This is a genomic window from Vibrio sp. Y176 (assembly GCF_033438945.1).
In genome coordinates this window covers 190,206-214,727 of the sequence record NZ_JAWOQS010000003.1, presented here as the reverse complement: position 1 = coordinate 214,727, position 24,522 = coordinate 190,206, and the positions used below count along the sequence as shown (strand labels likewise).

Here is a 24,522-nt window from a genome sequence, read left to right as displayed (position 1 = left end):
AACATTGAGAGGAACTGCGAAAATAACTCCTAATTGTGATTTAAATCACTGTTTGTGCTTGTTTTTGTTTCGGATCTTCACCGAGTAGCCTCTAAGATCAAAATGTGCTCAAGAGGAGTAATTCAAGTTTGTGGAATTAATCTCAGGATTTAAGATAGCGCCCAAGTTTTTTAAAGTGGAGTTCAAACTCGTTAATTTGCCTCATTTCCTGCTGGCAATAAGTAAGAAACCCTTACCTGTTGCTTTCCAACTCAAAGCAACTCTTTAGTTGTTGCGTCCGTATATTCGGTTTCTTGATGAAGGAGCTACCCTCTAGCCTTTTATGCTTCATCATCTTGTAAAGTTATTGAATTTATTAATGATTAAGCACTGAGCAATATGGGTTTGTATTCGGTGTGCTCTGTTCCAATGATACTGGGCGCTCAAATAAGCGAGTTGCCATACATCAGTTAATTCATGCTCTACTAAATTAGAAAAACGCAACTCTGAACTGTGCAAAGGCGTGTCAGATGTCGACCACGGCAGACTCACCTTTGCCTCAAAATAAGTTTCACCAAGTTACAATCAACGATGCAACTTTACAAGTTTGCATCAGCTTTTGTAACCTAAAAGTGGATACCCCTATCAGATCTCACTTTTAATATAGTTCTATATGTCAATACATTAGAAGTAAATGACATTTTACAAACGAAACGCCTACTTAATATTATGTAATGATTTGTGTATTGAAATTACCTAAGGACTTTTAGGCATGGACTCTTTAAGCGTCACATCTTCCAGATACACCCATCGGCAACACAATCAAGATCCGTTAAAGTTTCTCATTGTTCTCATGGGTCTAGAACCATATAAAAATGATTTACATCGTGAAAATCAATCGTTAAGCCTTTTATCTGGTATTGTGTTGTACAGACATTTATCGAAGCCCGACCAAAGAAAAGTAACGAGTAGTGTGTTGAATTTAAAAAACAATCGCTTGAAGTCTAAACTCTATGGAATGATAGGCCAAATCGGCGCAAATCCATACTGGTTCTGCTGGTCACTAAGTGATTCTGAGTTAAAAAGTTATTATAATTCAAACAAGAAAATCTCTGACTTACTCAGTAGCCCTGGCTTTGATGTTCCAACGATTTCAGTCGGAGTGTTACCCGCTGGCGCATATTCTGTTTTTAATGAAGGAATGAAAACAACAGTGAACAAAGGTCTAACGAGTATCGTTAGTTCGAATAAGGTGCTAGAGACAGCGAAAAAATTGGGATTAAGAAAGCAACTCGTAGGTGAGTCAGGGCGAATGCTTGGCGCTTTTGTGATAATGATTATTGGTTTTAATGCAATGCAAACCAAAGGCATGAAAGATGCCAGAAAAGAGCTGATCCTCAGAGGTCTAATCAATCCTTCGGAGTTATAATGATTATAGCAATATTGGGTCTTTTCGGTGGGTGCACTTTACTCTTCTTTTACTTGCAAGGACTAAAGACAGAGCTAAGAGAGGGCTCATCCGGTATAGTTAAATTCAACGCTTTTCCATTCAACGTAGCGATGCTGATTGGTGTTATTGTCGGCTGCTTATTCTACATCGTGATGGCTGTAGACAGTTTGGCTGTGGTATCAGCGACGATAGCGATAACATGGTTTATCTTACGTATATTTCGCGATCGAATAATTCGTGCACTCTTAAAGGGCCTATGAACTACTATCTACCCTTTGATGTTTGCTTTAAAAATTAACATCAAAGGCTTTTGATGTGCCCAGCCGGACTGGATATATCAAGAAGCGACTTTTTGATACCAAAAGTTATCCGTATTTCTCTAATTTAAGTGATAGAACTAAGAAAGTTTGGTCCAAAACCTTGCCAGTGTTGGCAGTATTTAGTCAACTTTAGTGTGGAAGGTGTACGAAAGACCAGTGGCGGCTGTTAAAAATAAATTGAAAGGTCTGCAATGTGATATGAACTGATGGATGCTCATCAAATATACAAACCATTTCAGTTTTGCCTGGTGCTAGCTCTGAACTACGTTATGGATGACTAGTGAAAAAGACCTTCCCGCTGAGGTGAGAAAATATCCAGATCGGATTGGTATGGGCGCTTTCCGTCAATAGCTAATTCTACTAATACTCGGCCAAAGAGTGGGGCATATTTGAAAGCGCGCCCAGATTCCATGATAAAAACTATCTGTGCATGGGGGCGTTGGAATTTTACCTATTACCAACTTACCATCGGGGCTCATTGAGTAAAGGACAGGTGCCAGCATCTTCCATTTTTCCTAGGTTAACAGCTTGCGAGTTTAGCAATGATGATAAATGTTCGGAGAGTTCCTTCATCAATCGCTGGTCCATCTTATGGTTAATCTGTGTGGGGTTATAAAAAACATCATAGGTGTAATCCGCATTCATCTTGACACGATTTTCTCGTGATTTTGAAGAGTTTGTAAACTGTTATGCCGATGATATTGTAGAAAAGTGGATTGACTATTTTGTAAAGAAAAAGCATGTAAGTCCAACGACAATTACGAAGAAGGTAAAAATGTCAGAACTATCAGTTGTTAAAGTTACACATGTTACGGGCCATATTTTAGAAATAGAGTTTAGTGATAATCACGTTTCAATCGTTGATTTTGCACCATTCATCTTTAGTGTTGTCCATCCTGATTACGATGTATATAAATACATCTCTTGATTTTTGCAATTTGATTTGCTTGATGGAAATTTAAATTGGGACGATTACACAATGAGCTTTCCTGTTGAACATCTATACGAAAATAAGCTGTAAATCGAGTTCTTAGTATCAAGTTTGAAGTGCGACACTTAGAGTAGCTGCTATTTTTGAGTGTGTTAGAGTGCTTTTTGTTTCAGTGAGGTACGTACAGTGTCAGTAATTCAATTTGTCAAGTTGTGGAAAAACCATCCATACCCAAAATCTCCTTGTGATAGGGCTCATTTTCCTAATCAGTGTGCTATTCGTACGGGTTGCTCTGGAGGAAACAGGTATCGACACTTCAAGTTTTGACCAAAAATATCCTAATAGGCGCTGCTACCCTGGCTTTAAACATAGTCCTAGACACATTTTAGCAGCCCAAGAGTTAGCAAATTGGATCTCTGTTAACCCTAATATATTTGGAAATAAAGAGCTTATTAAAGAGCAAAGAGAAAATCATTAATGGGTCGGAGAGGGATTATCTTTATCAAGAATGGATGGGGTAGTACCGATCACATTGACGTTTGGGATGGCGAGCATATGAAGGGAGGCGCCCCTGATTGGATTAATCTTGGTGATGAAGTTTGGTTTTGGGAGATAAAACAGTGAAACAAACAACTACGCTACTTTTATCGTTTGTTAGTTTTTCTTCCTTAGCATTTAATCTGTCAGTTAACAATGGATCATCTTGTACTTTGTTTGAAGAGTCTACCATTTTTGAAACAAAACTAACTTCTCCATGTAACTGGGCAGTTAATGCTCAAGGTGATTTACAGACACTCAGTGTAAAAGGTAACAAAGTAGCCATTCTTCTAGGTCAACCTATATCTTCTAATCAAGCTGAAAAATGGGGGGTGAGTGTCGAACAGAACTGTTCTCTTGAATCTGTTAGTGTAATGATTGATGAGGTTTCAAAAGTAATCGCGGTCAGTAAGCCGCTTGAAGGGGCATTGTTGTGCCCGGTTCTTCCTATAGATGATGTGTTTTTCGAAAGCTACAATTGGTCTCTCTAGCCGCTATACATAACAAAGCATTTAAGAGTGATTCCCAACGCGTGGCATTTTCACTGTGTGTTGGTTTCGGTGTTTAAGGTGGCATCAGTATTGCGTTGCTCACCCCTTAACAGGGCGTTAGTCGCCAGAAAAAGCTAGCAATCAAAATCATGTTTCTAAGCTTAAATGTGTGATTCATAGAGATGGTTTCACTTTTCTTAGCTGAAGATCGAGCTTGTAATTCTGCTCTTGAGACCTCTCTTTCTTGATCTCGTAGTTCTGAGATACCTCTTCAGACAAAAGGGTTTGATCAGAATCTTAGTAATCCTGTCTATCCGAGTTTAGCCCATTTAACGAGCTGTGGGGCCGTTCCTAGGTGTAGTAGTGTTGCCATTCAGCTAGCAGCAGGTCCAGTTCTTCCAACCCCACATAGACATCTATGGTCGGATAGAACTCACTTTTATCTGTTTTCTGCGAGAGTTCCACTTTACCATTCAAGTGAGGTGAACCAGGCTTATTTGGGCGAAACTTGATCCCATAAATCATGAGTTGTTTCTGGACTTTCTCAGCAAAGAATTCACGCTCTCTGTCCGTCTGAATACGCTGGATAGGAAATGGTATCTCTTCCACGACACAATCGATAAAGTCAACTGTATTTGCTGCTGTGCGCCGAGAGCAGCACCTTAGAACCCGATAGCGAGAGCAGTCATCAATAGCTGTATAATGGCAAATTCCAGGCGCTATTTTACAGGTGTTCATGTGGACTCTATCACCAGGAATTGGGCGCTCATATCTTTGGAAATTTTTTTTCGTCGGTAAGTTACGATGAGTTTGACTGATGCTTCGTATAAAACTTTATGGAGTGTCGCTGTGCTTAGATGTATTTGGTGAAGTCGGATTACTTTCGTTTGTATACGCCGCGCCCCTAAATTGCCTTTCTCACGCATCGTAACGATCAATGCTCTTAGCTCATCATAGAGCTTGGCAACTGGAGATGAATGAGGGCGTCTGCTCTGGCTTTCCAGACCAGCGATTCCATACTGCTTCTATCGCCTAGCCCACTTATGTAATGTTGGTCTGGAAATACTACAGCGTCGACATACGAGGCCTGCATAACCACATTCCTCATACATTTTTGCCCACCGTAGTCTTTGTTGGATTTCTCTGTCCATAGACACCCAGCATAGTTGAAAGAATGTCTATGAATCACACAGTTTAGGATAAAGACTCTAAAATCTGAAGGGGCTGGTTTGTGTACGGATAGCGTCTTGGTTGTAGAGGTTTAAATTAGAGACATCCTTTAAAACATGATAGGGCCAAGCTTTGAAAGTTAACTCTAGTCACTTCGTAATATCTTGTATTTGAGGTTGAAAATCCTCCCCTATGGCTGACCGATAAATTAAATTCTTAGCTAACTCACGCATCACTTTAGTACGCATTGACATAAAATGATTTATTTTGTCTCGGTCGACACTATAAGTAATTAAATGAATCAACCCCATTCTCATGTGTTAACTTCAGTTTCTTGCGGAGTTTCTTAATATACTGTTTATCGTCATCTTTTTTTCCCTTGCAATCTCCTGGCTCAAACACATAATTAATTAGTATATCTTCCAATTGTTGATATTTTAGAGGGTGCTCGTCATTTTTCGGCGACGTGAATTACGCTGAAGCCAGTCCGTAATCACTACTAGTTCTTCATCGGATTGAGTAGTAATCAGAAAGCTAGTTGTAGATAGAATAATCAACATCTTTGGTATATTCTTGGGTTTTTCGTCGTCATTTGTGTTTGGGGTACATAGATAATTTGACTCCCTTCTGGATCATACCCTGCACAATTTCGAGAACCACAGTATAAAAATATCATACTAGTTTCATACTCTTTAGCCCGGAATGTGACTTTGTCATTTCCATTGCTTTTTATAACTGCTATCACATCATTTTCTCTAGTGACTCCTTGTTTTTCATGATTGGATATATGACAATAAAAATGAATGTTGCTAAAAACAATCCTCAAGATACCTTTAAATATGATAGATATTTATCTTCTATTTTCGTTGGATTTTTAGTATTTAACCTAAAGTGCTTTTTGACCTGGCTACTTTTCTGGCTAAAAAAATTTTACGTATAGTTGTACTGATTGATATTCTTAAAATGAATATACAAACACGCATCCAAACGAAAGAAGCTAAAAATCTACAATATTATTTGAGATTTATATAAAACCTCATAAATAATTTGTTGGAAGCTTCGATCTAATAAGTCGCCATCAAGACCTAAGATTCTAAAATATCCATGTTTAAATTCTGTGCTAGCACAGTATAAACATTCAGTAATTAAAGAAGTAGCGCCCGCGCTGTCAGATAACTTCTTATAATTCTCTTTTAAGACTATAATGGAATATTACTTTATGATAATTTTAATAATTAACTTTAACCACGAAGGTCGCTATTTAATTGAAAATGCCAAGCGTTTGAGTCATTCTTAAGTACTTTTATAAAAGCCGACGTATGTTTCCCACCAAGGAAAATACTTTGCTATTGATGTACTCAAAGAAACAGCTATGAGAAATAGCAAACCAAACATAAACATAGGATACATGGTGAAGTTTGTTATAAAACTAAAGTATTTTTGCTCTAGGCCTAGTAGTATTAACTTTGTCTTCTCGTCTGATTTTGCTTTAACTCTTAACTGCCAAGTTTTATGAGGTAAATACTGGGAGCCACTAATCCTTACAAAGAAAATAACGAGTAAAGAAAGAACCCGATTCACCGACGGTGAAGATGTTCCCATATACGTTATTGCCAGAGTAAAAAATAACACCCCGAACCTGTATTGAGGAAGTTAGCCCACAGTTTAAATTGTTCGCTAACTAGTGCAATGTACTCGTTTGTTCATTCTACTTTATCCAATCACGGTTTCCTCATTGTTACTCTTGAGTAATTTAATACATTTCATAGCTGCTACTTGAAATTTAAGTTGGCTAAAACACTCTTAGCAGCTCTTCTTCAAACCGAAGCCCACGCAAGTCATAGTGGTCACATAAGTGTTTAAAAGATTCAGTGGCATACAGTCTTTGACAACCTTCAAGTCGTGATTTAAATAGATATCGCTTCTCGATATCCGATTCTTCGAAATAAAGTATTTCGTAACCATCTTCGATGCCATCAAGATATTTCTTCACGCAAACAGATTCGTCTTCTTGGCCAAAGGAGAGGCAGTTAAAGACATAAACTTGTTCCTCTCCGACAGTTACCAATAGAAACTCACCTTCATTTTCTAAGGTGGGTTTTAATATTTCGTAAGCACGATGGGACAGTACTAGGTATGTCATAGACCACAGCGACACATCAGGGATGTCAGCGTTAGTTCCTAAAACGTCATCGAATGAGGCGGATACATTTTTCCAAATATCTAGTAATGACGTGTTCTGAGAGCGCTGGCGGTGTATGGTCATTAGATGTTGTTTGCCTATGGCACCGAAGAGTTCCGTTGGACCTAATTGCAAAGCCTTGTAATCATGCGGCACCTCTTTCAATTGGTAGACGTTCATTATTCACCATTCCAGTTCGGGTTTTTGCTAGAAATCATACCTTCGGGGTAAGTAGAAGTTTTTAATTTAATTTTGATATTACGAAGACGGTTAATGAACACATCTTTTTAAGAGAGTTATTGCTTAAATTTGTAACTACCCATGCTTCATAGTCATAGCGATGAACTTTCTTATATGCTTCAGCATCTGGAGAACTCCAATATCCTTTGTTTTTCACATTTCTAGGTAACCAAACACCATTGGATGGGTCATTGATTCCAAGACCAAGCGTATGAAGGTTGAGTGTTACAAAGATCATTTCCATTTTTCGGAAATGCCCAGTTCCCATAATAATATGGTGGCTTCATGTCGTTTAGTTTGCTTGGTGTCACCGATACTGGGTAGGTATCTTGCCAAAACACGGGTAGGGTGATGAGGTTCATCCATTAAATCGTCTGACGAAGTCGCTGCGCTTCGCTCTTGATATTCTGTAAGTTATTTTGTAATGATACCGTGCATTTAAGCTACGCCTCAAGGTTTTGAGGTGTTTCAAATCTTCTTGAGAAGCTTTGAAAGATTTAGGGTTGCTCTCATCCAAGTTTGATTATAAAGTTTAATAGTTGAAACCTCATATCGGTGTACAGCTAGTTCAAGTGCAATTGGATTTCGGGACGTAGTGGTACAGAAAGTCATTTGCCTCTAGGTTGCACAACATAATCTCCATTTCCGATTGTGCGTTTATCATATGCACAACTACAGATAGCTTCAACGCTAATTAGTTGATATTGTAATTAGCTCTCAAAAATGTCCTTGGTTGTTTATAACTCTATAGATGGCAGCTACTTGTGAGTGCATTAAGATCTTTGAGAACACACCTACAGAAGCTCGTGTGCATTACTTATTCAACATAATTGAAAGTTTTGAAAAATTGATTATATTTTGTATGATCTGACATGCATCTATCTTTAATGGTTGATTTGTCAATAATATTGCGGGGCGTCTATGTCTGGAAAATTTGAACTTTATAAAGATACAGCGGGAGAATATCGCTTTCGTTTAAAAGCAGGAAATGGACAAAATATCTTAGCTAGTGAGAGCTACACAACAAAACCAAGTTGTGAGAATGGCATTGACTCAGTGAAAAAGAAGGCGCCTGACGATTCAAAATATGAAAGGAAAGAAACAGCGGCTGGCAAATACATGTTCAACCTAAAAGCTGGTAACTATCCAAGGAATCTAAAGCTAGAGGTAAACTTGGCAGAGGTGGTTTAGCTATGCTTGTCATTTTGGGAGCTGTTGCGTTTAATAAGTCTGAATTAAAAAAAGTAAATACAGAGTTAGAAAATCGAAGTGTGCGATTAGTTTCGGGGCTTCATCAATGATTTCAAATATTATTTCTTATGTGCTTGTCACTGTCTTCGCTATATGGTTGTGGAATGATGCTCCAGCTCAACATAGAGATAACCTGTTCTATGTGGCCGTAGTATGTTCTCAAATCGGTTTCTTTATTTATTCTCGAAAGTTAGAGAAACTTAAAAACAGGTTAGACGACTTGGAAAATAAGCACACTCTAGAAACAAAAAACTAACAAGGTATTTAAGAGTGATTTCCAACGCGTGGCATTTTTATGTCATCGTTGGGTTTTGTATTTAAGGCGTATAAATTAGTGTGGTGGTGACGTTGCTCACACCTTAATGCGGCATTAGTGCGGGTTTGGCGTCGAAGGTCATAAGTTTTGGTATTTATCTGTGTTAGCGCTCGTTTTTACACCTTTCAGTTTGTGTCTTTCATGTTCTTTCCGGTGGCACTATATATGGATTGTTCGCTTCGATTTCATCGTTTACGGTTTCTAACTATTAGCCTACTTCTTTGGAGCTTCTTCGTTTTCGCTGTACTTCCTAAGTTAATCTTGCCGTTTTTCGGGTGTTGCCATAAAAGTGCGATGAATGAATCCTTTTCTAATTTGAAGCCAGTGAAAGTAGGGCAGTTCAGTGCATTTTTCTTCTAGTCAATCCTCGTCCATTAATCGAGTTGAAGTTTTGTAGCTGCCCGTCTCACTTCAGTGTTCAAATTCTTTCATATTATGCCACTTTTCAATATTTTGGAGCGTATAAATAGAAGTGGCGCATGTACGAACAAATTGCTTAAGAGTGATTCGTAACGTGTGGCATTTATACTTTACGGTGGCTTATGGTGATTAAGGCGCTGTGCGGTAGCTTATTATTGCGTTACTCACACTTTAGCAAGGCGTTAGCATTCATGGAGAAAAAGAATGTCTCACAAAACAGAAGTTCGTTACTGTTCAGATTGCGGTACGGATACTCATCACGTAGTTGTCTTGGTCAGAAAGCCGAGTGCTTTTAAAGGTGCCAAAAATCAGAAATTTAAGGAATTTATAGCAGGCGCGATTAAAGGCTGGGCTCTTGGAGCATTTGTTGCCTCTATGGATGAGTTTGAGCGTCACCTAGTTTGTGAAAAGTGCGGTAAAAAGACAGTAGAAGGTTAGCTACCTATATAACGTAGAAAATTTATAGTATAACTTGGTGCTGAATGCTAACAAACGCTTTAAGACGGATTCGCAACGCGCTGCATTTTCACTATGCGTTGGTTTTAGTGTTTAAGGTGGTATGCGGCGGCTTCGGTATTGCGTTGCTCACCCCTTAGCAAGGCATTATTGCCCAGAGGAAAAAAAATGAAACATAAACAAAGAGAGCTGTTAGCATATATTGAGTTGGAAAGTGGTACTGTTTTGATTGATATCATCAAACTGACTCGAAACGGTCGCTCTTATTATTTTCAAGGTAAAAGATGGTTACGCAATCAATATGGATTAGGTTGCGATGATTGCACATCATAATCTGGGGATAAGCTAAATATTTCCATTTTGAATCGAAGACATGCTCCTAAGTGGATTGAGGGCACAGTGTTGCGTGTATCTGAAAGGGCAAAAGAACGGTATGAATTTTGGCTATCAAATGGGCGCTGACAGCGTAGCCGTTAGCTCAGTGCAATAACAAACTATTCAAGAGGGATTCGCAACGCGTGGCATTTTCATTATGCGTTGGTTTTAGGGATTAAAGTGGTGTGCGGCGGCTTTCGTATTGCGTTGCTCACACCTTCACAGGGCGTTAGCTTTCTTTGGGAGAATGAAATGAACCAATATTTGATCGAACCAGAAGTTCCTGGAAGCTTGGGTGAAAATACGCTGGCAAATTTCGATTTGCATCCACCGACAATAGAAAAGCTACATTTTCAGTTTGATGGTTGGTTAGGTGATGATTTATTGACTTCATTTCCATGCTTTTTAGTCTCTGAGCGTTTAGCCATGGCCTTACGCTCATCGCAGTTGTCAGGATACAATCTGGAAGTGGCTGAAATATCTATTTCTGACATATTTGAAGAACTGAATCCAGAGTGTACGTTACCTCGTTTTTCGTGGTTCCAAGTCTCTGGAACCATAGATAAAGACGATTTTAGCGTCACAGATACTGGGCTACTCTTAGTTTCTGAAAGGGCACTGGTTTTGTTACAAAAATATCAACTAAAAAATGCTGACGTCGTAGAGTACGAAAGCTAACAAAGCATTTAAGAGGGATTCCCAACGCTCGGCAGTTTCAGTTCAAAGTTTTAGTGCGGTGTTTATGGCACTATATTTCGGGTTAGGCGGTGAGTTGCTCACCACTTAATGCGGCGTTATACGCAGGGTGAATTTTGCTTCTAATCCCTTGCGTCAGAGGCTCCTTCTCTGTGGCTTATCGCTTTGTTTTATATGCATTAGTTCCTCTTAGTTTTGCTAAATCATTAGGTAATGGACTCCAAGCCTCCATGCCAAAATTCTAAATTTGCGAGTGTTTTGCGTATTTCGGTGATAGCGATCGCTTGTTTCGTTTTATCCCGATCACCTGATCCTGCCGTTTCTCTCTCTTCCTATTTTTACTCTAAGTGATCGGATTGCGCCAGTTTTCTCATCGACTCACCTCCTAGTCCTGTTCGATGACTATTATGTACCAGCCGATCCATGAGAGCGTCTGCGACGGTTGCGTTGCCGATCATGTTGTACCACTCTTTTACAGGTAACTGACTAATGACGATTGTGCTGCTGTTTTGGTAATGATCTTCCAGTACTTCCAGAAGATGGCCCACATGCTCTTGAGTCAGTTTTTCCATCCCCCAGTAGTCAAGGTTCAGTAAGGCTTTCTTAGCTTGCGATTGGAGTTGTTTTTGATAGCTGCCATCCAGACGATCTGCGGTCAGATCATCGATAGGTTTTGCCTGCACCTGTTGGGCCTGTGATCAAGATGTTCTGATGCTTGTAAAGATAACTACCCGTCATAAGTTCGCTCATCTGTTGACGATTGAGATTTCGTCCTTCTTTGTAGATGAGTTGGCTTGGCTTCGCATCAACTCTCAGCTTGGCTTGTCGCTTTAGACGTTGGATTTTGGTCTGAGTACGATTCAAGATTTCACTTTCCAGAAGCAGGCTTATTCTTTCCTCGAAGTCCAACTCTGCGTAGGTGCTTAGTTGTTCCTGTTGCTGCTCTAACGATTTTACAGCATGGCTCAAGCGGAAAGTTTTGGTTTGGTCGTTCAGTGAGTTCATATCTTTTCTCCTAATGATAACAGTTCGGGCCACGGACATTGCTATGAACTAGGTTCGGCGTGCTCGCCTTGTCTTTGCTTAGTTGCCCTTCTCGATTATTTTTCAGTAGATTGCTGATGAAGGTGTAGTTCGGTTTTGTCAGCATCAGCGCATCGTTACAGGCTTGCTCTAAGCGCGATTCGCCATGCGCTTTGTTCAGATTGAGCAGCTCAAGGCAGGAGCGATACGACTGCTCTGGATGAGGCTTGGAGTTGAGCATCTTATTGACGGCTTCTCGCGTAGCTGGGCCGATGTTAGCTCCCCCAGTTGAGCAGGCGTCCAAGCGACCACTTCTGATGTTGATGATTACTCGGCATGTGCTCTGGTTGGGTGCTGTTTCCGCGCTCTCTTTGGCTGAGTGGATGCTGGGCGACCAAGTTACCTTGATGGTAGATCTGCACGAGACGGTTGTAGGCTTCCAGTTCGACATGGTGACCTACAAGTTGATGTGGCACGAGTAGTGGTGGCGGCGATATTCGATGTGATAATCAGGCCCGACTTTGGCTCGTTTGGTTTAGGTATACAGGTAACGCTGTATTTTTTGGGGGGGAACGGAGGCTTATCGAGTTTGTCGAACAACGCTTTACGACTTGCACCATACTGTTTCATCTCACGTTGGTTTAAGTCGTTCATAAGCTGACGGATGGCGAGATTCAGTTCCTTGAAGGTATGGAAGGTTTGTGTCGTAGCCGCACCATGATCCAGCGCTCTACTAAGAGTACGGCATTCTCGGCCTTCGCTTTGCCTTTTGGTTTGCAGGGACGAGCTGGCATTACGGCAGTTTGATAGTGATTCGCCAGTTTCTGATAACTCTCGTTAAGCCTTGGCTCATATTGGTTAGCTTTGGTGACCGCGCTGCGCAGATTATCGGGAACCAAGTGTTGTGGTACGCCGCCGAGGTGCTCTAACGCATTGGCGCGCTTCTAACCTGTATGACTTACCTTGGCTTGAGAAGGCTTCAACATAGGTGTAATTGGACGCGCCCAAGGTCGCCACGAACACTTCTGCTTCTCGTACTTCGCCTGTGTCAGGATTGACTACCTGAAGCCGAAGCCCACAGTAATCGATAAACAGCTTGTCACCTGCCACATGGAGCTGACGCATGCTGCGCTTTTGGGTTTTGAACCAACGAGTGAAGTGCTCGCAGAACTGAGTGTAAGCGTAAGCTTGCTCTTGATATTGCTCATGATGTTCCTGCCACAACAACATCTTCGTCATACCTTTACGTCTGAGTTCGACTGCGTATTGAATGAAGTCTGGCATGACTTTATCGCGACTGGCTTTGTTGCCGTGATACAGAGCTTGAGTGAGATCAGCATCGCTACAACTTTCAGGTAGAGGCCAACCAAGTTGGCTTTGTTTAAAGCGAGTAAGGAGTTCCGATATGGTGGAAGGGCCGAGTTTAAGGCAAGAAGCGATGCTGCGATTTGAAAGGCCGCAGTCGTACTTAAGGCGTAATACCTCTCTTATTTTGTTCATTGGATTCCTCTTTTTGCCATTGTCGCTTCCTTACTTACTTACTTGTTTAAGAAGTAAAGAATAGCGAGCTATTGATCTAAAAGAGAAAAGGTAGGAATTCGGGCTTTCCGATCGCGGTTTTCGCTATTCCGATCACCAATTTCGGAGTTAGGTTAAAAGTGATCGGATAATCCCGAAATGACTGATCGGAATGTTCCGAAATATGCAACTTGTGAGCTATTTTCGGATAAAGCGACTGTAAACACGCCCCGTTCTGGGAAATGAGTAATGAACTCTTTTTCTTCTTCAGGTGTGAAAGGCGTATCTAATACAGTGTATAAACCTTCAATAATGATGGGATTGAGGACGTTTGTAATGCCTTCAGCATCACCTAAAGTTACCTGACGTACAATTAAATTCATGCCACTTAGCTCCTATTAAAATTAGGGCTGCTTTGTACATGAGTTGGAGACTTGCGGCAACAAGTAACGTCATTAAGTCGTAAAGAATATACCTATTACACTTAAACGGCGGTTAATAGTGCTGATTGTTACTTTAGTATTTCTGATATATCACTTTTTAAGTGACGGCTTAACTTCTACAGAATATTTCCACATCACGATCCCGTTTTCTACAAGATCATAACTCGCGCTTTGACCCTCGGAGTTGAGCACAAATACCGGCATTTCCATCCTTGACGTAGAGCCATCTTGGTTGCATGACATGGTAGCTTCAAGCTGTATACTATTTTTGCTCGGTTCTGAAAGGGTCCCTAAGTACGTGCAGCCGTCGACAAAACTGGTTTTGCTTTTTCCTTTAGAGGATATTTCAAAAGTCGGAAAAATGAATGTTGATTGAGGCTCTGTTACTACCACATTGACTTGATAGTTCGTCGCTGAAAAAGCATTGAAATGAGCTCCAAGCATAAGTAAGAACAAGATTTTTGATTTCATAAACTCTTCTTTATTTCGATATTACTAGTTTGGTTACGGCGCTATTAACGTGACCACTTAATCTAAAACTTTACTGCGGAAGCATTAAAAAGGATACAAAGGTAGAGTAGTTGAATATGGTTAATCGGCCGTAAATAGTTTTATTAAGCGATCTTACATACCTAAAAGAGGTAAGTTCTTTCGCTTTTGATAGGTTAATGCTAATTCTAAACAGGTCTTGATTGAAGCTTCTGGCAAAGGTGCTGATAAAGATAGAATTATTGCTCGATTACCCTGAAACTCAAGTGAGTCACTATACAGTTCGCGGAATGTGTCGACGAGCTTAGTTTGGCAATTAAAGAACAGATAATAACGACTAGGCGTTTTCTGTTTCCAATCCATCCTTACCGGGCTACCTGTTTTCACACTGTAGCTTGGCTCTCCCCATTTTAGAGATTCTTCAACTTCCCCCAGTTTTAATTCAGAAGCGATAGTTAAGACGATATTTCGTAGCTCTTCTATCCGAATACGCACATGTTTTGGATACTCATCAAATCTTGCCTTCACTGCATGGTTCATTAGTATCTCCTATAAATAGCGCTGTTTTGGGGTGAAGCCCAAGCGTACTTTGGCTATGTAGCAATTACGTCATAATGTTATTAATCAATAAATCTAGCACATAGCCAAAATACTAAGCGTAAGGGTTTCCCTCGGTTACGTTTAGGATGCTCTGGGTGAAAACATGATGATTGACATGCCAAGCATAGCGACAGAAACCCCCACTATGTCCCAGAGCGTTGGTCGAACGCCGTCGATACACCACAACCATAGAATTGCGACAAAAATATAGACACCACCGTAAGCGGCATAAACTCTGCCAGTTGCGGTAGGATGTAAAGATAGAAGCCAAGCAAACATAGCAAGGCATAGCGCTGCTGGTACCAAAAGCCAAACTGACTTATCTTCCTTTAACCAGAGATAAGGTAAGTAGCAGCCTAATATTTCTGCAATGGCGGTTATAAAGAAAAGCCCAATGGTTTTGACTTCAGTCACTTAAACATTCCTATCTTTCTCTACAAATATATGATGCTTGTTAAATGGGCAATTGTTCGGCTCATTACATTTCGCCCAGCTTAATCTTGGATTGAGCCTCACTCACGGTTTGTTTACCGAATAACAGATCCATCATCGAAATGATTCGTTTGTTGTCTTTACCCCATTTATCTGGATTCGCGCTGTTTGGTGCTTTAAATTCAACTTGTCCTACTTTTTCGTTATTTTTGTAGGCTTTGATCTGAGCATCAGCGATAAATGTTCTAAAATCCCAGCTCCAGCGTGATACGTAAGTAAGTGTTAGCTCAGAGCTAACAGGAGGCGTGCCGTCGCTTACGACTGTGCATTTATGGGCGGTATCCAAACACCAGTCTTGCATCGAATCTAAGAAAACATCTCGCGTGGCGTTGTCTTTTACGATGGTGATTTCCTTGCTCTGATTTTCTTTCGAGATTGTTTCTACCGTATACTTTGGTGCCGCACATGCAGCTAATAGAATAGGCAAGCTTAGAATGATGAGTTTTTTGTGCATCTTATGTCTCTTTTTTTTAAATTTATATATTCAAACAACTTCAAGATACTGAGTTCAACGAGAATAACTAACAAGCATGGCAACTGTTATTAACAAAACCTTTAGAGTAGAAGGGTTTGTTTCGGGAGTATGCCAATGTCTCGATGCAAAATAATTAGTAAGAGATTGCTATTGCGTTATGTTAACTCTTGAACTTATGTCCGTATCAATGTCCAGAATTCTTCGCATTGAAGTTTTTGAAGTGCAATTCTAACGGAATTTTAAATTGCTGCATAATGCTCAATTAAGAGGAATAGGGGAGCTTATCGTTAAACATAACGTGTAGTGCTGTAAATTCGTCCCTAAGACTAAGCTAAAAGGGCCTAATGTTTTAAAATAGCTTCTTGTCTATTCTGTTGTGTGAGTTTTCAATGTTGTCTCATACTAGCCACTTAAAAGAGCGCTGTAAGAACTCGTCTGCATTATCAAGGACGATTTCACCGTGAGCCATAACCAATATATTAGGTTTCCAAGACAGCAATTTATTTAAGTGTTTTCGAGCCTCTTGTTTGCTAAACATAAAACTTAGGCGCCAATCCAAAGGCATTTTTCCATTCGGAGCAAGAATACCGGCCCCTTTAGCCACAAACCGCTGCCAGTAGTTAAAGTCCTGGCCAGAAAAATTCTCGACGAGGTCAGTAACAATTAAGGTCTTTGAAAGTCGATGATAAAACACACACTCTTCCATTAATGGAGAGCCAGAAAATAGTTCTTGTTCAACCTCAGAGTTCCAAGCATTACCGCCTTGGTTAAGTGAAGCGTGAAAGTGTATATCACGGCACTTCTTAATGACTTCATCTGTGCCATAAACTTCTGCGCTAGGATAGGCAAATACCCATTCAGATAAGAACAAGTGGTGTAAATGATTAGGAGCGATTAAGTATTTCACTTGGCCTAGATTGTTGATTTGCTCTCTAATCGAATTTGATAACTTAATTGGACTATGAACCCAAAGGCCACCATCAGAAAGCCTAACAATAGTCATACGAGTGGTGTATGGGAGTCCTAAGAATTGGACGGGATCTCCGTCAAATATCCATATCTCATGGGCTAACTTTTTCATGTCTCTCCAACCGTTAACACTGTATTAAGGCGGCATTTTAGTTACTCAAAAGCTGCCTTGCTGCACAATAAACGCTTCGCTAAGCGTAAACCAAAAATATTAGGTTTACCAAACCCTTATTGAGTGCAGTTGTATATCTTTGAGTATTTTTATACTGAACGGGCGTAAAGTAGTTTTAAGAGGATCATTTGACTTGATAGAACAAAACCCCGCTATTTTTGAGCAGGGTTTTGCAATTAGATAAAGGGGCTAACCGATGATGAAGAAGAAAATCGCGGTTGCAACAATACCAATCAACGCATAAGGAAACTGTGTGGTTGCGTGTTGCATTGCTGTACAGCCTGAACCTTGTGCAGATAACACGGTTGAGTCACTAAAGAAACAAGAGTGGCTCCCTGCCGCTGATGCTGAAAGCAGCGCTGCAACGGTTAAGTGTAGAGGCACACCAAGCTGTTCGCCCAAAGGTAGAACAATTGGCATCGCTACTGCAAACGTTCCCCAAGACGATGCCGTTGCAAATACCAACGCGCCCGTAATCATAAAGATAATCGCAGGGAAGTAAGACGCTGACAGGTAAGGGCTGACGGTCTCAATGACATACTGCGTGACGCCCAATGAGTCGTTGACCGATTTCAACATGAAACCACCAATAACGGTCGCAAGCGGCAGTAGCATAACTTTAATGCCATCATAAACAGCTTCGAACATGTCGTTCATCGAGATCAGTTTTTGTGCGCCGTAAAAGCTAATAGTAAAGATTAACGCGACGAAAACACCAGCAAGTAGATCGATACCAAAATACCAACTTGCGGCAACAAGTACGATCATTGGTAACAAGAAGTTGACAAGGCCCATGGTTGGGTTGGTATGTGCAGATACATCGGGACCAAAGTCGACATCTGTTGCACCGTCTGGACGAACTTGACCATTCTTCGCACGCTTTTCTGCCTTTTTCATCGCGCCTAGATCTGGGACCTTTTCCATTGCAACCAGCAAAACAATCACCAGCGTTACCCAGCCGTAAGCCATGTATGGAATAGCTTCAATGTATGCTTTGATACCATCTCCCGCTTCTGCTACTCCGTTTGCTTCTAGCAAAGAACTGAAGAAAATTGCCCAAGTGGAAATTGGTACGAGGATACAGATAGGTGCGGCGGTTGAATCCACAAGATATGAGAGCTTTTCACGCGAGATTTGGTAGCCGTCCGTAACTTTTTTCATTGAGGAAGAAATTGCAATCGCATTCAAATAATCGTCGATAAAGATCAGAATACCTAACGCAAAGGTCATCAGCATCGATTGCTTACGGCTTTTTACTTTCGTGACCAGCATGTCGGAGAAGCTTAAGATACTGCCGCCTTTCTCCAAAATAGCAATTAGGCCGCCCATCAAACCACAAACGAGGATGATCCAGGCGATAGTTTCATCCATCATTACACTCATGGAAATATCAACAATCTGTTCCACCGCTTCAGTTGGGTTAAGCAGAAGAACACCGGCAATAGCGCCGCTAAAGAGGGCTTCCACAGTTCGGTGTGTTGTCAGCGCAAAGACCAATACCAACGCCGTTGGTAAAAGACTCATCCATCCGTAGGCTTCGCCTTCCTCATGGTTCAAACCGATTGTGGTAAAAAAGACAAACGTCGCAACCGAGATTAAAGAAACAATAATGTGTTGAGAGTTGATTTTAAGAGGCGCATCCAGCGCCTTGGTCTGCGTAGTCATAAAGTTCATTTCCTTTGTTTATGCCGAGTGCAACATCCAGTCGATTTCCAATGGAGTAATCGCTCGCTCAAATTCTGCGAGTTCACTCTGTTTGCAAGCTAGATACAAATCGATAAAGTCTCTTGAGATGTATTGAGCTAGCTCACTGTGCTCCAGTCGCTCTAGAGCTTCTGACATACGCAGAGGTAACTCAATTGCATCATCACTGAGAGTCGGTGGACATTGATCTTTGGTGTAGCTTTCACTCGCTAATACTGCGGAAAGTACTACTGCAGCGAGAATGTATGGGTTAACGTCAGCGCCTGCTATACGATGCTCTATACGGCGATTTTTGCTATCGCTGATAGGCACACGCAGCGCAACACCGCGGTGGTTTTCTCCCCAATCGGCTTTGGTTGGGACGTAAGCGCCAGGAACAAAGCGACGGTAAGAGTTAACGTTAGGACAGATTAGGGCCATGGCATCGGATGTTTGTGACAGCATCGCTGCCATGGTTTGATAGAAGAAGGCGCTCGCTTGACCGTCTGATTGGCTAAAGTGGTTGTTACCATCTGTATCAACCAAGCTGAGATGAATGTGCATGCCATTACCCGCTTGCTCACTAAAAGGTTTCGCCATAAATGTGGCGTCAAATCCGTGCTGATGAGCGACCTGGCGAATCAAGCGTTTTGCGATGATGATTTCATCACATGCTCGAAGTACATCTTTAGAATGGTTGAAGTTGATTTCGAACTGCCCTGGTGCCGATTCAGATAGGGCTCCGGAAGTGTTTAAACCTTGTTCTAATGCAATTCGATTAAGGTCGGCCAAGAAATCAGCGTAGTCATCTAGTCCATCAAGGTCGTAAACCTCGGTATCTTTTTCTCGAGTTTTTTTCGTGGGGTTAATTGCCGTTAATGGTTCGCCATTTTCGCCGCGGGTTTTGTCTATTAAATAGAACTCCAGCTCGAGCGCGACACAAGGATATTGGTCTTTAGCATGCAGTGTTTGCAATATAGAAGCGAGAATGTTTCGGATGAACAGTGGGTTAGGGTGCTGCCCGGTTTCATCCATCATACTAAGCAGTAGCTGACCAACTTGTTCTTTTGCCGTCGGCATTAAGGTGCCGCTGATTGGATAGCAGAGATTATCTGGTTCTCCGAGATCTTCTCCCAACCCGGCCGTTTCAACGACGTTACCTTTGGTATCTAGGGTGATGGTCGAAAGGGGGAGGGCAACACCTTTATTCAGTTTTTCTAGAGCATCTATCGGGATGCGTTTTCCTCTTGGGGTGGCATTTATATCGGTAAAGATGAGATCGATAAATTCAATATCGGGCCATTTTTGTTTAAAATTTTGTACTTCCTGTAGATACGATTCCATTTTCTTCTCCAAATAGCCTGACGAGTAGAAATTAGAAATAACCAAATTAACAAATAAATTACAGTACTCTGAGCGAGTTGTTTGTTTTTTAGGTTATTTTTAATTTAAACATGCACTTAAACTGTGTTTTTGATGTTTAACGGCTGGTTCTTATGTCTTTCTGTTAACTATTTTGTAACAGTTGGTTTTGTTTTGTTCAATATAATGAGCATAAATATTCAGTTTTGAAGCCTAAAAAGTGCGTCAGATCACGTTGTGACGATAATAATGGTCATCTGTGTTGATAATTTTGTACATGGTTTGTAGGGTTTGTGTTAAATAAATTGAACATGGACATATCATGGCAGATACACACAAACCCATCATTGGTGTGGTTAGCTGCGCTAAAGAGTTGGGTGGCTATCAGATACAAGCGGTCAACGACTTTTACCTTCGCGCCATAAAGGATTTTGGAGGGCTACCGATTATGTTGGCTCCCGACATGTCGGGCAATGACGTAACCACCATCCTAGACATATGTGATGGTTTTCTTTTTCCTGGCAGCCACTCTAACGTTGCGCCACATCGATACAATGCAACGCACGAAGAGAGCTACAAAGATGAAGCTCGTGATGAGCTCTCATTCACGTTAATTCGTCATGCGGTTGACCAAAACATTCCGTGCCTTGGTATTTGCCGTGGCTTTCAAGAGATGAATGTCGCACTCGGTGGCTCGTTAAACCCAGCCGTTCATGACTCCGGCTTCAATGACCATCGTGAAGCGCCTGTTGAAGATTTCGAACAAAAATACGCGCCAGCACACGCTGTGCTAGTTCAAAAACAGAGCTTATTTGAACAATGGCTGGTGCAAAATCATTGGGAAAACACCACCTTCTTTGAAGTGAACACACTACACAACCAAGGCGTCGATCAGCTTGCTCCTCTCTTACAAGTAGAAGCTAAAGCCCCGGATGGCTTGGTAGAAGCATTTAGTCTTCCTAATCAAAAATTTTTCGTTGGCGTGCAGTGGCACCCAGAATGGGAAGCAAAAACCAATCATTTCTCTCAAATTTTGTTCAATGAATTTATGATGGCTACCTCTCGTTAAACGTTTGGAGCTGTATGAATGGACAATCAAGAGATTGGTAAAAATATTGTTCAGTTACGAAAAAAACATGGATTGTCACAAAGGGAACTAGCCGAGCGCGCTGGTATTACCCACAGTGCAATCTCATCCATTGAAAATGGCAAAGTGAGCCCGTCGGTCAGCTCACTACAAAAAATCGTTAATGTATTTTCTTTATCGTTATCAGAGTTTTTCACTTTTGAACAACCTTCGAACGATGAAGTGAAAGTAGTCATCAAGCCGTCAGATCTTGTGGAAATCGGGAGCGAGACGGTGTCCATGAAACTGGTAACGAATGGCGACAAAGATCAAGTCATCGGATTCTTGATCGAGGAATACGCACCTTATGGAACCACTGGTGCGGCAGAAATCAAACACGAAGGCGAAGAGATTGGCACCGTATTAGAGGGTGAAATCACTCTGGAATATAAAGGGCAATCTCATGTCATAACAGCGGGCGAGTCGTACATTATTGATACGACGAAGCCCCATCGATTTACAAATCACACAGACAAGGCTTGTCGAATGATAAGTGCGCATACGCCAACCACATTTTAGTGGGGGCTTGCCTTGTGTGATCACAAGGAGAGCGTATGAAAACCCAAGAGCAATGGATTGAGCTAAAAAACAATCTAAACATCGAAAACAGGGCGTACATTAACGGTGAATACAGTGCCGCTTTAACAGGGCAAACCATCCCGGTAGTTAACCCAGCAACAGACGAGATATTCACCGAAATCGCCCGTTGCCAAAGTGAAGATGTCGACCTCGCGGTATCATACGCTCGCCAAGCATTTCAATCTGGTATCTGGAGTGAAAGCAGCCCAGCTCATCGCAAAGCAGTGCTTAAACAGTTAGCTGAGCTGATTGAGCAACACCAAGAAGAGTTAGCACTATTAGAAACTCTCGATACTGGTAAACCTATCTCTCACAGCTTCTCTACCGATATTCCTGGCGCAGCAAACTCTTTACGCTGGTACGCCGAAGCGATCGACAAAGTATACGGCGAAGTTGCCCCAACCGAAAAAGATGTACACGCTTTTATTTCTCATCAACCAATTGGTGTGGTTGCTGCGGTTGTACCGTGGAACTTCCCCCTTTGGCTTGCGTGCTGGAAGCTTGGTCCTGCTTTAGCCGCTGGTAACAGCGTGATTCTAAAACCGTCAGAAAAATCTTCTCTCACCGCGATATTTCTAGGTCAACTTGCTTCTCAAGCGGGCTTACCAACAGGCGTTTTCCAAGTCATTACGGGTTTTGGTCATGAAGCTGGCGACGCGCTGGCGAAACACCAAGACGTAGACTGCATCGCCTTCACAGGCTCGACGCGTATTGCAGGCCAACTGATGGTCAGATCGGGTGAGAGCAACCTAAAGCGCGTGTTTGCAGAAGCGGGCGGCAAGAACGCGAACATCGTGTTTGAAGATTGTGATGATTTAGATCGCGCAGCAGCAGAAACCGCCGCAGGGTGTTTCTACAACCAAGGTGAGGTGTGCGTCGCGGCAACCCGCCTGCTTGTTCACGAAAGCATCAAAGATCAGTTCTTAGAAAAAGTTATTCAAGCGTCGAAAGCGTTCACGCCAAAAGACCCAATGGACCCAAGTTCATCCATGGGAGCGCTTATCGATCAAGATCATAAATCAAAAGTGTTGGAATACATCTCGTTAGGTGAATCAGAAGGTGCAAACGTACGTTGTGGCGGCGATGTCGATGGGCAAGGTGCATTTGTTTCCCCAACCATTTTAGACAATGTCGACAACAAGATGCGTGTCGCCCAAGAGGAAATTTTTGGTCCGGTGCTGTGTGTCATTCCATTCAAAGACGAAGCGCAAGCAATCGAGATCGCTAACGATTCGAAGTACGGCTTAGGCGCGGCACTCTGGAGTAGCAATATCAACCGCGTTCATCGCGTAGCAAAACGACTGCAAGCCGGCTCGGTTTGGGTTAACAACTACAACGAAGGTGACATGACGGTTCCATTTGGTGGATTCAAAATGAGCGGAAACGGTCGAGACAAGTCTCTCCACGCGATTGAAAAATTCACCGAAACCAAAACCACTTGGATTCGCCTCCATCCTTAAGCCTGCTGACGATTACGATAAATAAAGGAATAGTTCTATGAACAAGCATACGGATTCGTTCTACGCGCACTCTGTGCCAAACATGCCGGAATACCCACAGTTGCAAAACGACATCGAGTGCGATGTGTGTGTAGTCGGTGCGGGATTTTCTGGTCTTTCTTCTGCACTACACCTTGCAGAAAAAGGTTTTAAAGTCGTTGTGCTAGAAAGCGCAAAAGTGGGCTTTGGAGCAACTGGTCGTAACGGTGGCCAAATCGTTAACAGCTACAGCCGAGATGTTGACGTGATTGAAAGCCGTTACGACCAAAACCAAGCTAAAGCTCTGTGCGATATGATTTTTGAAGGCGGCGATATCATCCGTGGCCTGATCGACAAATACGACATCAACTGTGATTACAAGCAAGGCGGCTTGTTCACGGCACTGAACAGTAAACAACTCAAAGGGCTAGAAGAACATAAGAAGAACTGGGAGCGTTACGGCAACGACCAACTGACTCTGCTTGACGCAGGAGAGGTAGAACAAGCGGTAGGCACTAAAGTATACACTGGCGGCTTACTGGATATGCGCGGTGGTCACATTCACCCGCTTAAACTGGCATTGGGTGAAGCTGCTGCGTTTACGTCTCTAGGTGGTCAAATCTTTGAGCAGTCGGCGGTCGTGTCGATTGACAAAGGGATTAACCCAGTAGTGAAAACGGCGAAAGGCAGCGTGAAGAGCAAGTACGTGGTACTGGCAGGTAACGCCTACCTTGGTGGTTTGGCACCAAACATCAGCAACAAAGCGATCCCGTGCGGCACACAAGTGGTGGCGACTCAGCCTTTGAGTGATGAGCAGTTAAAACAAGTGCTAACCAGTGACTACTGCGTTGAAGACTGTAACTACTTGCTTGACTACTTCCGCTTAACCGCCGACAAGCGTTTGTTATTCGGAGGTGGCGTGGTTTATGGCGCACGTGACCCAGAAAACATTGAAGCATTGATTCGTCCGAAGATGGAGAAAGTCTTCCCACAATTGAAAGGCATCAAGATTGATTACACCTGGACGGGTAACTTCTTGCTGACTTACTCACGCATGCCGCAATTTGGCTCGTTTGCAGACAACATTTACTACCTACAAGGCTACAGCGGTCACGGTGTAACGTGTACTCACCTAGCAGGTAAGTTGCTGGCCGAAGCTCTGACCGGACACGCAGAACGCTTTGACGCGTTTGCTGCACTGAAACATTACTCCTTCCCGGGGGGCCGCTACTTCCAAATTCCGTTTACGGCAATGGGCGCGGCTTACTATAACCTACGTGACAAACTGGCGATTTAAGA

The 24,522-nt window shown here is 42.0% G+C and carries 20 protein-coding genes and 4 pseudogenes; 11 read left to right on the top strand and 13 right to left on the bottom strand.

Annotated features, from left to right (window positions below):
- Positions 1-751: 751 nt before the first annotated feature.
- The 3 genes from R7O13_RS09305 (at position 752) to R7O13_RS09295 (ending at position 3,708) form a co-directional block, all read left to right on the top strand.
- On the top strand, positions 752-1,408 hold the full coding sequence (locus tag R7O13_RS09305; protein WP_318303664.1) for a hypothetical protein: 657 nt from the start codon (positions 752-754) through the stop codon (positions 1,406-1,408).
- A 987-nt stretch (positions 1,409-2,395) separates the two neighbouring features.
- Positions 2,396-2,677, top strand: a complete 282-nt coding sequence (locus R7O13_RS09300) for a hypothetical protein (protein ID WP_318303662.1) — start codon at positions 2,396-2,398, stop codon at positions 2,675-2,677.
- 623 nt (positions 2,678-3,300) lie between these two features.
- The gene (locus tag R7O13_RS09295) at positions 3,301-3,708 is read left to right on the top strand and encodes a hypothetical protein (RefSeq protein ID WP_318303660.1); all 408 of its coding nucleotides are present in this window, start codon (positions 3,301-3,303) and stop codon (positions 3,706-3,708) included.
- A 174-nt stretch (positions 3,709-3,882) separates the two neighbouring features.
- Here R7O13_RS09295 and R7O13_RS09290 read toward each other — a convergent pair.
- The 3 genes and pseudogenes from R7O13_RS09290 to R7O13_RS09280 all read right to left on the bottom strand — a co-directional run bounded on the left by R7O13_RS09290 (position 3,883) and on the right by R7O13_RS09280 (position 7,568).
- A pseudogene (locus R7O13_RS09290) lies at positions 3,883-4,859 on the bottom strand (DDE-type integrase/transposase/recombinase).
- A 1,811-nt stretch (positions 4,860-6,670) separates the two neighbouring features.
- Entirely contained in the window at positions 6,671-7,240 is a 570-nt protein-coding gene (locus tag R7O13_RS09285) for a hypothetical protein (protein WP_213964268.1), read from the bottom strand.
- A gap of 61 nt (positions 7,241-7,301) precedes the next feature.
- The gene (locus R7O13_RS09280; RefSeq protein WP_262665287.1) at positions 7,302-7,568 is read right to left on the bottom strand and encodes an AHH domain-containing protein; all 267 of its coding nucleotides are present in this window, start codon (positions 7,566-7,568) and stop codon (positions 7,302-7,304) included.
- Positions 7,569-8,221: 653 nt separating this feature from the next.
- On the opposite strand from R7O13_RS09280, the gene R7O13_RS09275 reads away from it, so the two are divergent.
- From R7O13_RS09275 to R7O13_RS09260, 4 genes are all read left to right on the top strand, one after another.
- Positions 8,222-8,491, top strand: coding sequence for a YegP family protein (locus R7O13_RS09275; RefSeq protein ID WP_225452469.1), 270 nt, complete (start codon positions 8,222-8,224; stop codon positions 8,489-8,491).
- Positions 8,492-9,491: 1,000 nt separating this feature from the next.
- Complete coding sequence (locus R7O13_RS09270) at positions 9,492-9,725, top strand: hypothetical protein (RefSeq protein ID WP_033905186.1); 234 nt, start codon at positions 9,492-9,494, stop codon at positions 9,723-9,725.
- 186 nt (positions 9,726-9,911) lie between these two features.
- Entirely contained in the window at positions 9,912-10,076 is a 165-nt protein-coding gene (locus tag R7O13_RS09265; RefSeq protein WP_318303656.1) for a hypothetical protein, read from the top strand.
- Positions 10,077-10,370: 294 nt separating this feature from the next.
- Positions 10,371-10,796, top strand: a complete 426-nt coding sequence (locus tag R7O13_RS09260; RefSeq protein ID WP_213964271.1) for a hypothetical protein — start codon at positions 10,371-10,373, stop codon at positions 10,794-10,796.
- Positions 10,797-11,152: 356 nt separating this feature from the next.
- Here R7O13_RS09260 and R7O13_RS09255 read toward each other — a convergent pair.
- The 10 genes and pseudogenes from R7O13_RS09255 to R7O13_RS09210 all read right to left on the bottom strand — a co-directional run bounded on the left by R7O13_RS09255 (position 11,153) and on the right by R7O13_RS09210 (position 20,022).
- Positions 11,153-11,819: pseudogene (locus tag R7O13_RS09255) on the bottom strand (ATP-binding protein).
- A 10-nt stretch (positions 11,820-11,829) separates the two neighbouring features.
- A pseudogene (gene istA / locus R7O13_RS09250) lies at positions 11,830-13,337 on the bottom strand (IS21 family transposase).
- Positions 13,338-13,534: 197 nt separating this feature from the next.
- Positions 13,535-13,738 (bottom strand): annotated as a pseudogene (locus tag R7O13_RS09245) (histone acetyltransferase); the annotation flags it as partial.
- 150 nt (positions 13,739-13,888) lie between these two features.
- Positions 13,889-14,269 carry a hypothetical protein gene (locus tag R7O13_RS09240; RefSeq protein WP_138939935.1) on the bottom strand — a complete coding sequence of 127 codons (381 nt, stop codon included), beginning with the start codon at positions 14,267-14,269 and terminating at the stop codon, positions 13,889-13,891.
- Between the two features lie 153 nt (positions 14,270-14,422).
- Positions 14,423-14,827, bottom strand: coding sequence for a DUF1801 domain-containing protein (locus R7O13_RS09235; RefSeq protein WP_017633973.1), 405 nt, complete (start codon positions 14,825-14,827; stop codon positions 14,423-14,425).
- Positions 14,828-14,968: 141 nt separating this feature from the next.
- The gene (locus tag R7O13_RS09230; RefSeq protein WP_005377819.1) at positions 14,969-15,301 is read right to left on the bottom strand and encodes a YnfA family protein; all 333 of its coding nucleotides are present in this window, start codon (positions 15,299-15,301) and stop codon (positions 14,969-14,971) included.
- Between the two features lie 64 nt (positions 15,302-15,365).
- Positions 15,366-15,833 (bottom strand): Sbal_3080 family lipoprotein, encoded by a 468-nt coding sequence (locus R7O13_RS09225; protein ID WP_005385757.1) that lies wholly within the window; start codon positions 15,831-15,833, stop codon positions 15,366-15,368.
- Between the two features lie 418 nt (positions 15,834-16,251).
- Positions 16,252-16,935 (bottom strand): DUF4336 domain-containing protein, encoded by a 684-nt coding sequence (locus R7O13_RS09220; protein ID WP_186584308.1) that lies wholly within the window; start codon positions 16,933-16,935, stop codon positions 16,252-16,254.
- A 249-nt stretch (positions 16,936-17,184) separates the two neighbouring features.
- On the bottom strand, positions 17,185-18,660 hold the full coding sequence (locus R7O13_RS09215) for a Na+/H+ antiporter NhaC family protein (protein ID WP_054576461.1): 1,476 nt from the start codon (positions 18,658-18,660) through the stop codon (positions 17,185-17,187).
- 18 nt (positions 18,661-18,678) lie between these two features.
- A complete protein-coding gene (locus tag R7O13_RS09210) occupies positions 18,679-20,022 on the bottom strand; it encodes a glutamine synthetase family protein (protein ID WP_005377815.1) in 1,344 nt (447 codons plus the stop codon).
- Between the two features lie 340 nt (positions 20,023-20,362).
- On the opposite strand from R7O13_RS09210, the gene R7O13_RS09205 reads away from it, so the two are divergent.
- The 4 genes from R7O13_RS09205 to R7O13_RS09190 are packed head-to-tail and all read left to right on the top strand — an operon-like array spanning position 20,363 to position 24,520.
- Positions 20,363-21,109: a gamma-glutamyl-gamma-aminobutyrate hydrolase family protein gene (locus R7O13_RS09205; protein WP_169628436.1), complete on the top strand. Its 747-nt coding sequence runs from the start codon at positions 20,363-20,365 to the stop codon at positions 21,107-21,109.
- An 18-nt stretch (positions 21,110-21,127) separates the two neighbouring features.
- On the top strand, positions 21,128-21,685 hold the full coding sequence (gene puuR, locus R7O13_RS09200; RefSeq protein ID WP_005377813.1) for an HTH-type transcriptional regulator PuuR: 558 nt from the start codon (positions 21,128-21,130) through the stop codon (positions 21,683-21,685).
- Positions 21,686-21,720: 35 nt separating this feature from the next.
- Positions 21,721-23,205 carry an aldehyde dehydrogenase gene (locus tag R7O13_RS09195; RefSeq protein ID WP_318303651.1) on the top strand — a complete coding sequence of 495 codons (1,485 nt, stop codon included), beginning with the start codon at positions 21,721-21,723 and terminating at the stop codon, positions 23,203-23,205.
- 37 nt (positions 23,206-23,242) lie between these two features.
- On the top strand, positions 23,243-24,520 hold the full coding sequence (locus R7O13_RS09190) for an FAD-binding oxidoreductase (RefSeq protein ID WP_318303649.1): 1,278 nt from the start codon (positions 23,243-23,245) through the stop codon (positions 24,518-24,520).
- Positions 24,521-24,522 lie beyond the last annotated feature (2 nt).

Excerpts from the sequence above, each read along its gene's own strand:
- R7O13_RS09275 (WP_225452469.1), top strand. The coding sequence starts at position 8,222 with ATGTCTGGAAAATTTGAACTTTATAAAGATACAGCGGGAGAATATCGC.
- R7O13_RS09205 (WP_169628436.1), top strand. The coding sequence starts at position 20,363 with ATGGCAGATACACACAAACCCATCATTGGTGTGGTTAGCTGCGCTAAA.
- R7O13_RS09270 (WP_033905186.1), top strand. The coding sequence starts at position 9,492 with ATGTCTCACAAAACAGAAGTTCGTTACTGTTCAGATTGCGGTACGGAT.
- puuR (WP_005377813.1), top strand. The coding sequence starts at position 21,128 with ATGGACAATCAAGAGATTGGTAAAAATATTGTTCAGTTACGAAAAAAA.
- R7O13_RS09235 (WP_017633973.1), bottom strand. The coding sequence starts at position 14,827 with ATGAACCATGCAGTGAAGGCAAGATTTGATGAGTATCCAAAACATGTG.
- R7O13_RS09220 (WP_186584308.1), bottom strand. The coding sequence starts at position 16,935 with ATGAAAAAGTTAGCCCATGAGATATGGATATTTGACGGAGATCCCGTC.
- R7O13_RS09260 (WP_213964271.1), top strand. The coding sequence starts at position 10,371 with ATGAACCAATATTTGATCGAACCAGAAGTTCCTGGAAGCTTGGGTGAA.
- R7O13_RS09305 (WP_318303664.1), top strand. The coding sequence starts at position 752 with ATGGACTCTTTAAGCGTCACATCTTCCAGATACACCCATCGGCAACAC.
- R7O13_RS09195 (WP_318303651.1), top strand. The coding sequence starts at position 21,721 with ATGAAAACCCAAGAGCAATGGATTGAGCTAAAAAACAATCTAAACATC.
- R7O13_RS09280 (WP_262665287.1), bottom strand. The coding sequence starts at position 7,568 with ATGGGAACTGGGCATTTCCGAAAAATGGAAATGATCTTTGTAACACTC.
- R7O13_RS09210 (WP_005377815.1), bottom strand. The coding sequence starts at position 20,022 with ATGGAATCGTATCTACAGGAAGTACAAAATTTTAAACAAAAATGGCCC.
- R7O13_RS09190 (WP_318303649.1), top strand. The coding sequence starts at position 23,243 with ATGAACAAGCATACGGATTCGTTCTACGCGCACTCTGTGCCAAACATG.
- R7O13_RS09265 (WP_318303656.1), top strand. The coding sequence starts at position 9,912 with ATGAAACATAAACAAAGAGAGCTGTTAGCATATATTGAGTTGGAAAGT.
- R7O13_RS09215 (WP_054576461.1), bottom strand. The coding sequence starts at position 18,660 with ATGACTACGCAGACCAAGGCGCTGGATGCGCCTCTTAAAATCAACTCT.
- R7O13_RS09240 (WP_138939935.1), bottom strand. The coding sequence starts at position 14,269 with ATGAAATCAAAAATCTTGTTCTTACTTATGCTTGGAGCTCATTTCAAT.
- R7O13_RS09285 (WP_213964268.1), bottom strand. The coding sequence starts at position 7,240 with ATGAACGTCTACCAATTGAAAGAGGTGCCGCATGATTACAAGGCTTTG.
- R7O13_RS09225 (WP_005385757.1), bottom strand. The coding sequence starts at position 15,833 with ATGCACAAAAAACTCATCATTCTAAGCTTGCCTATTCTATTAGCTGCA.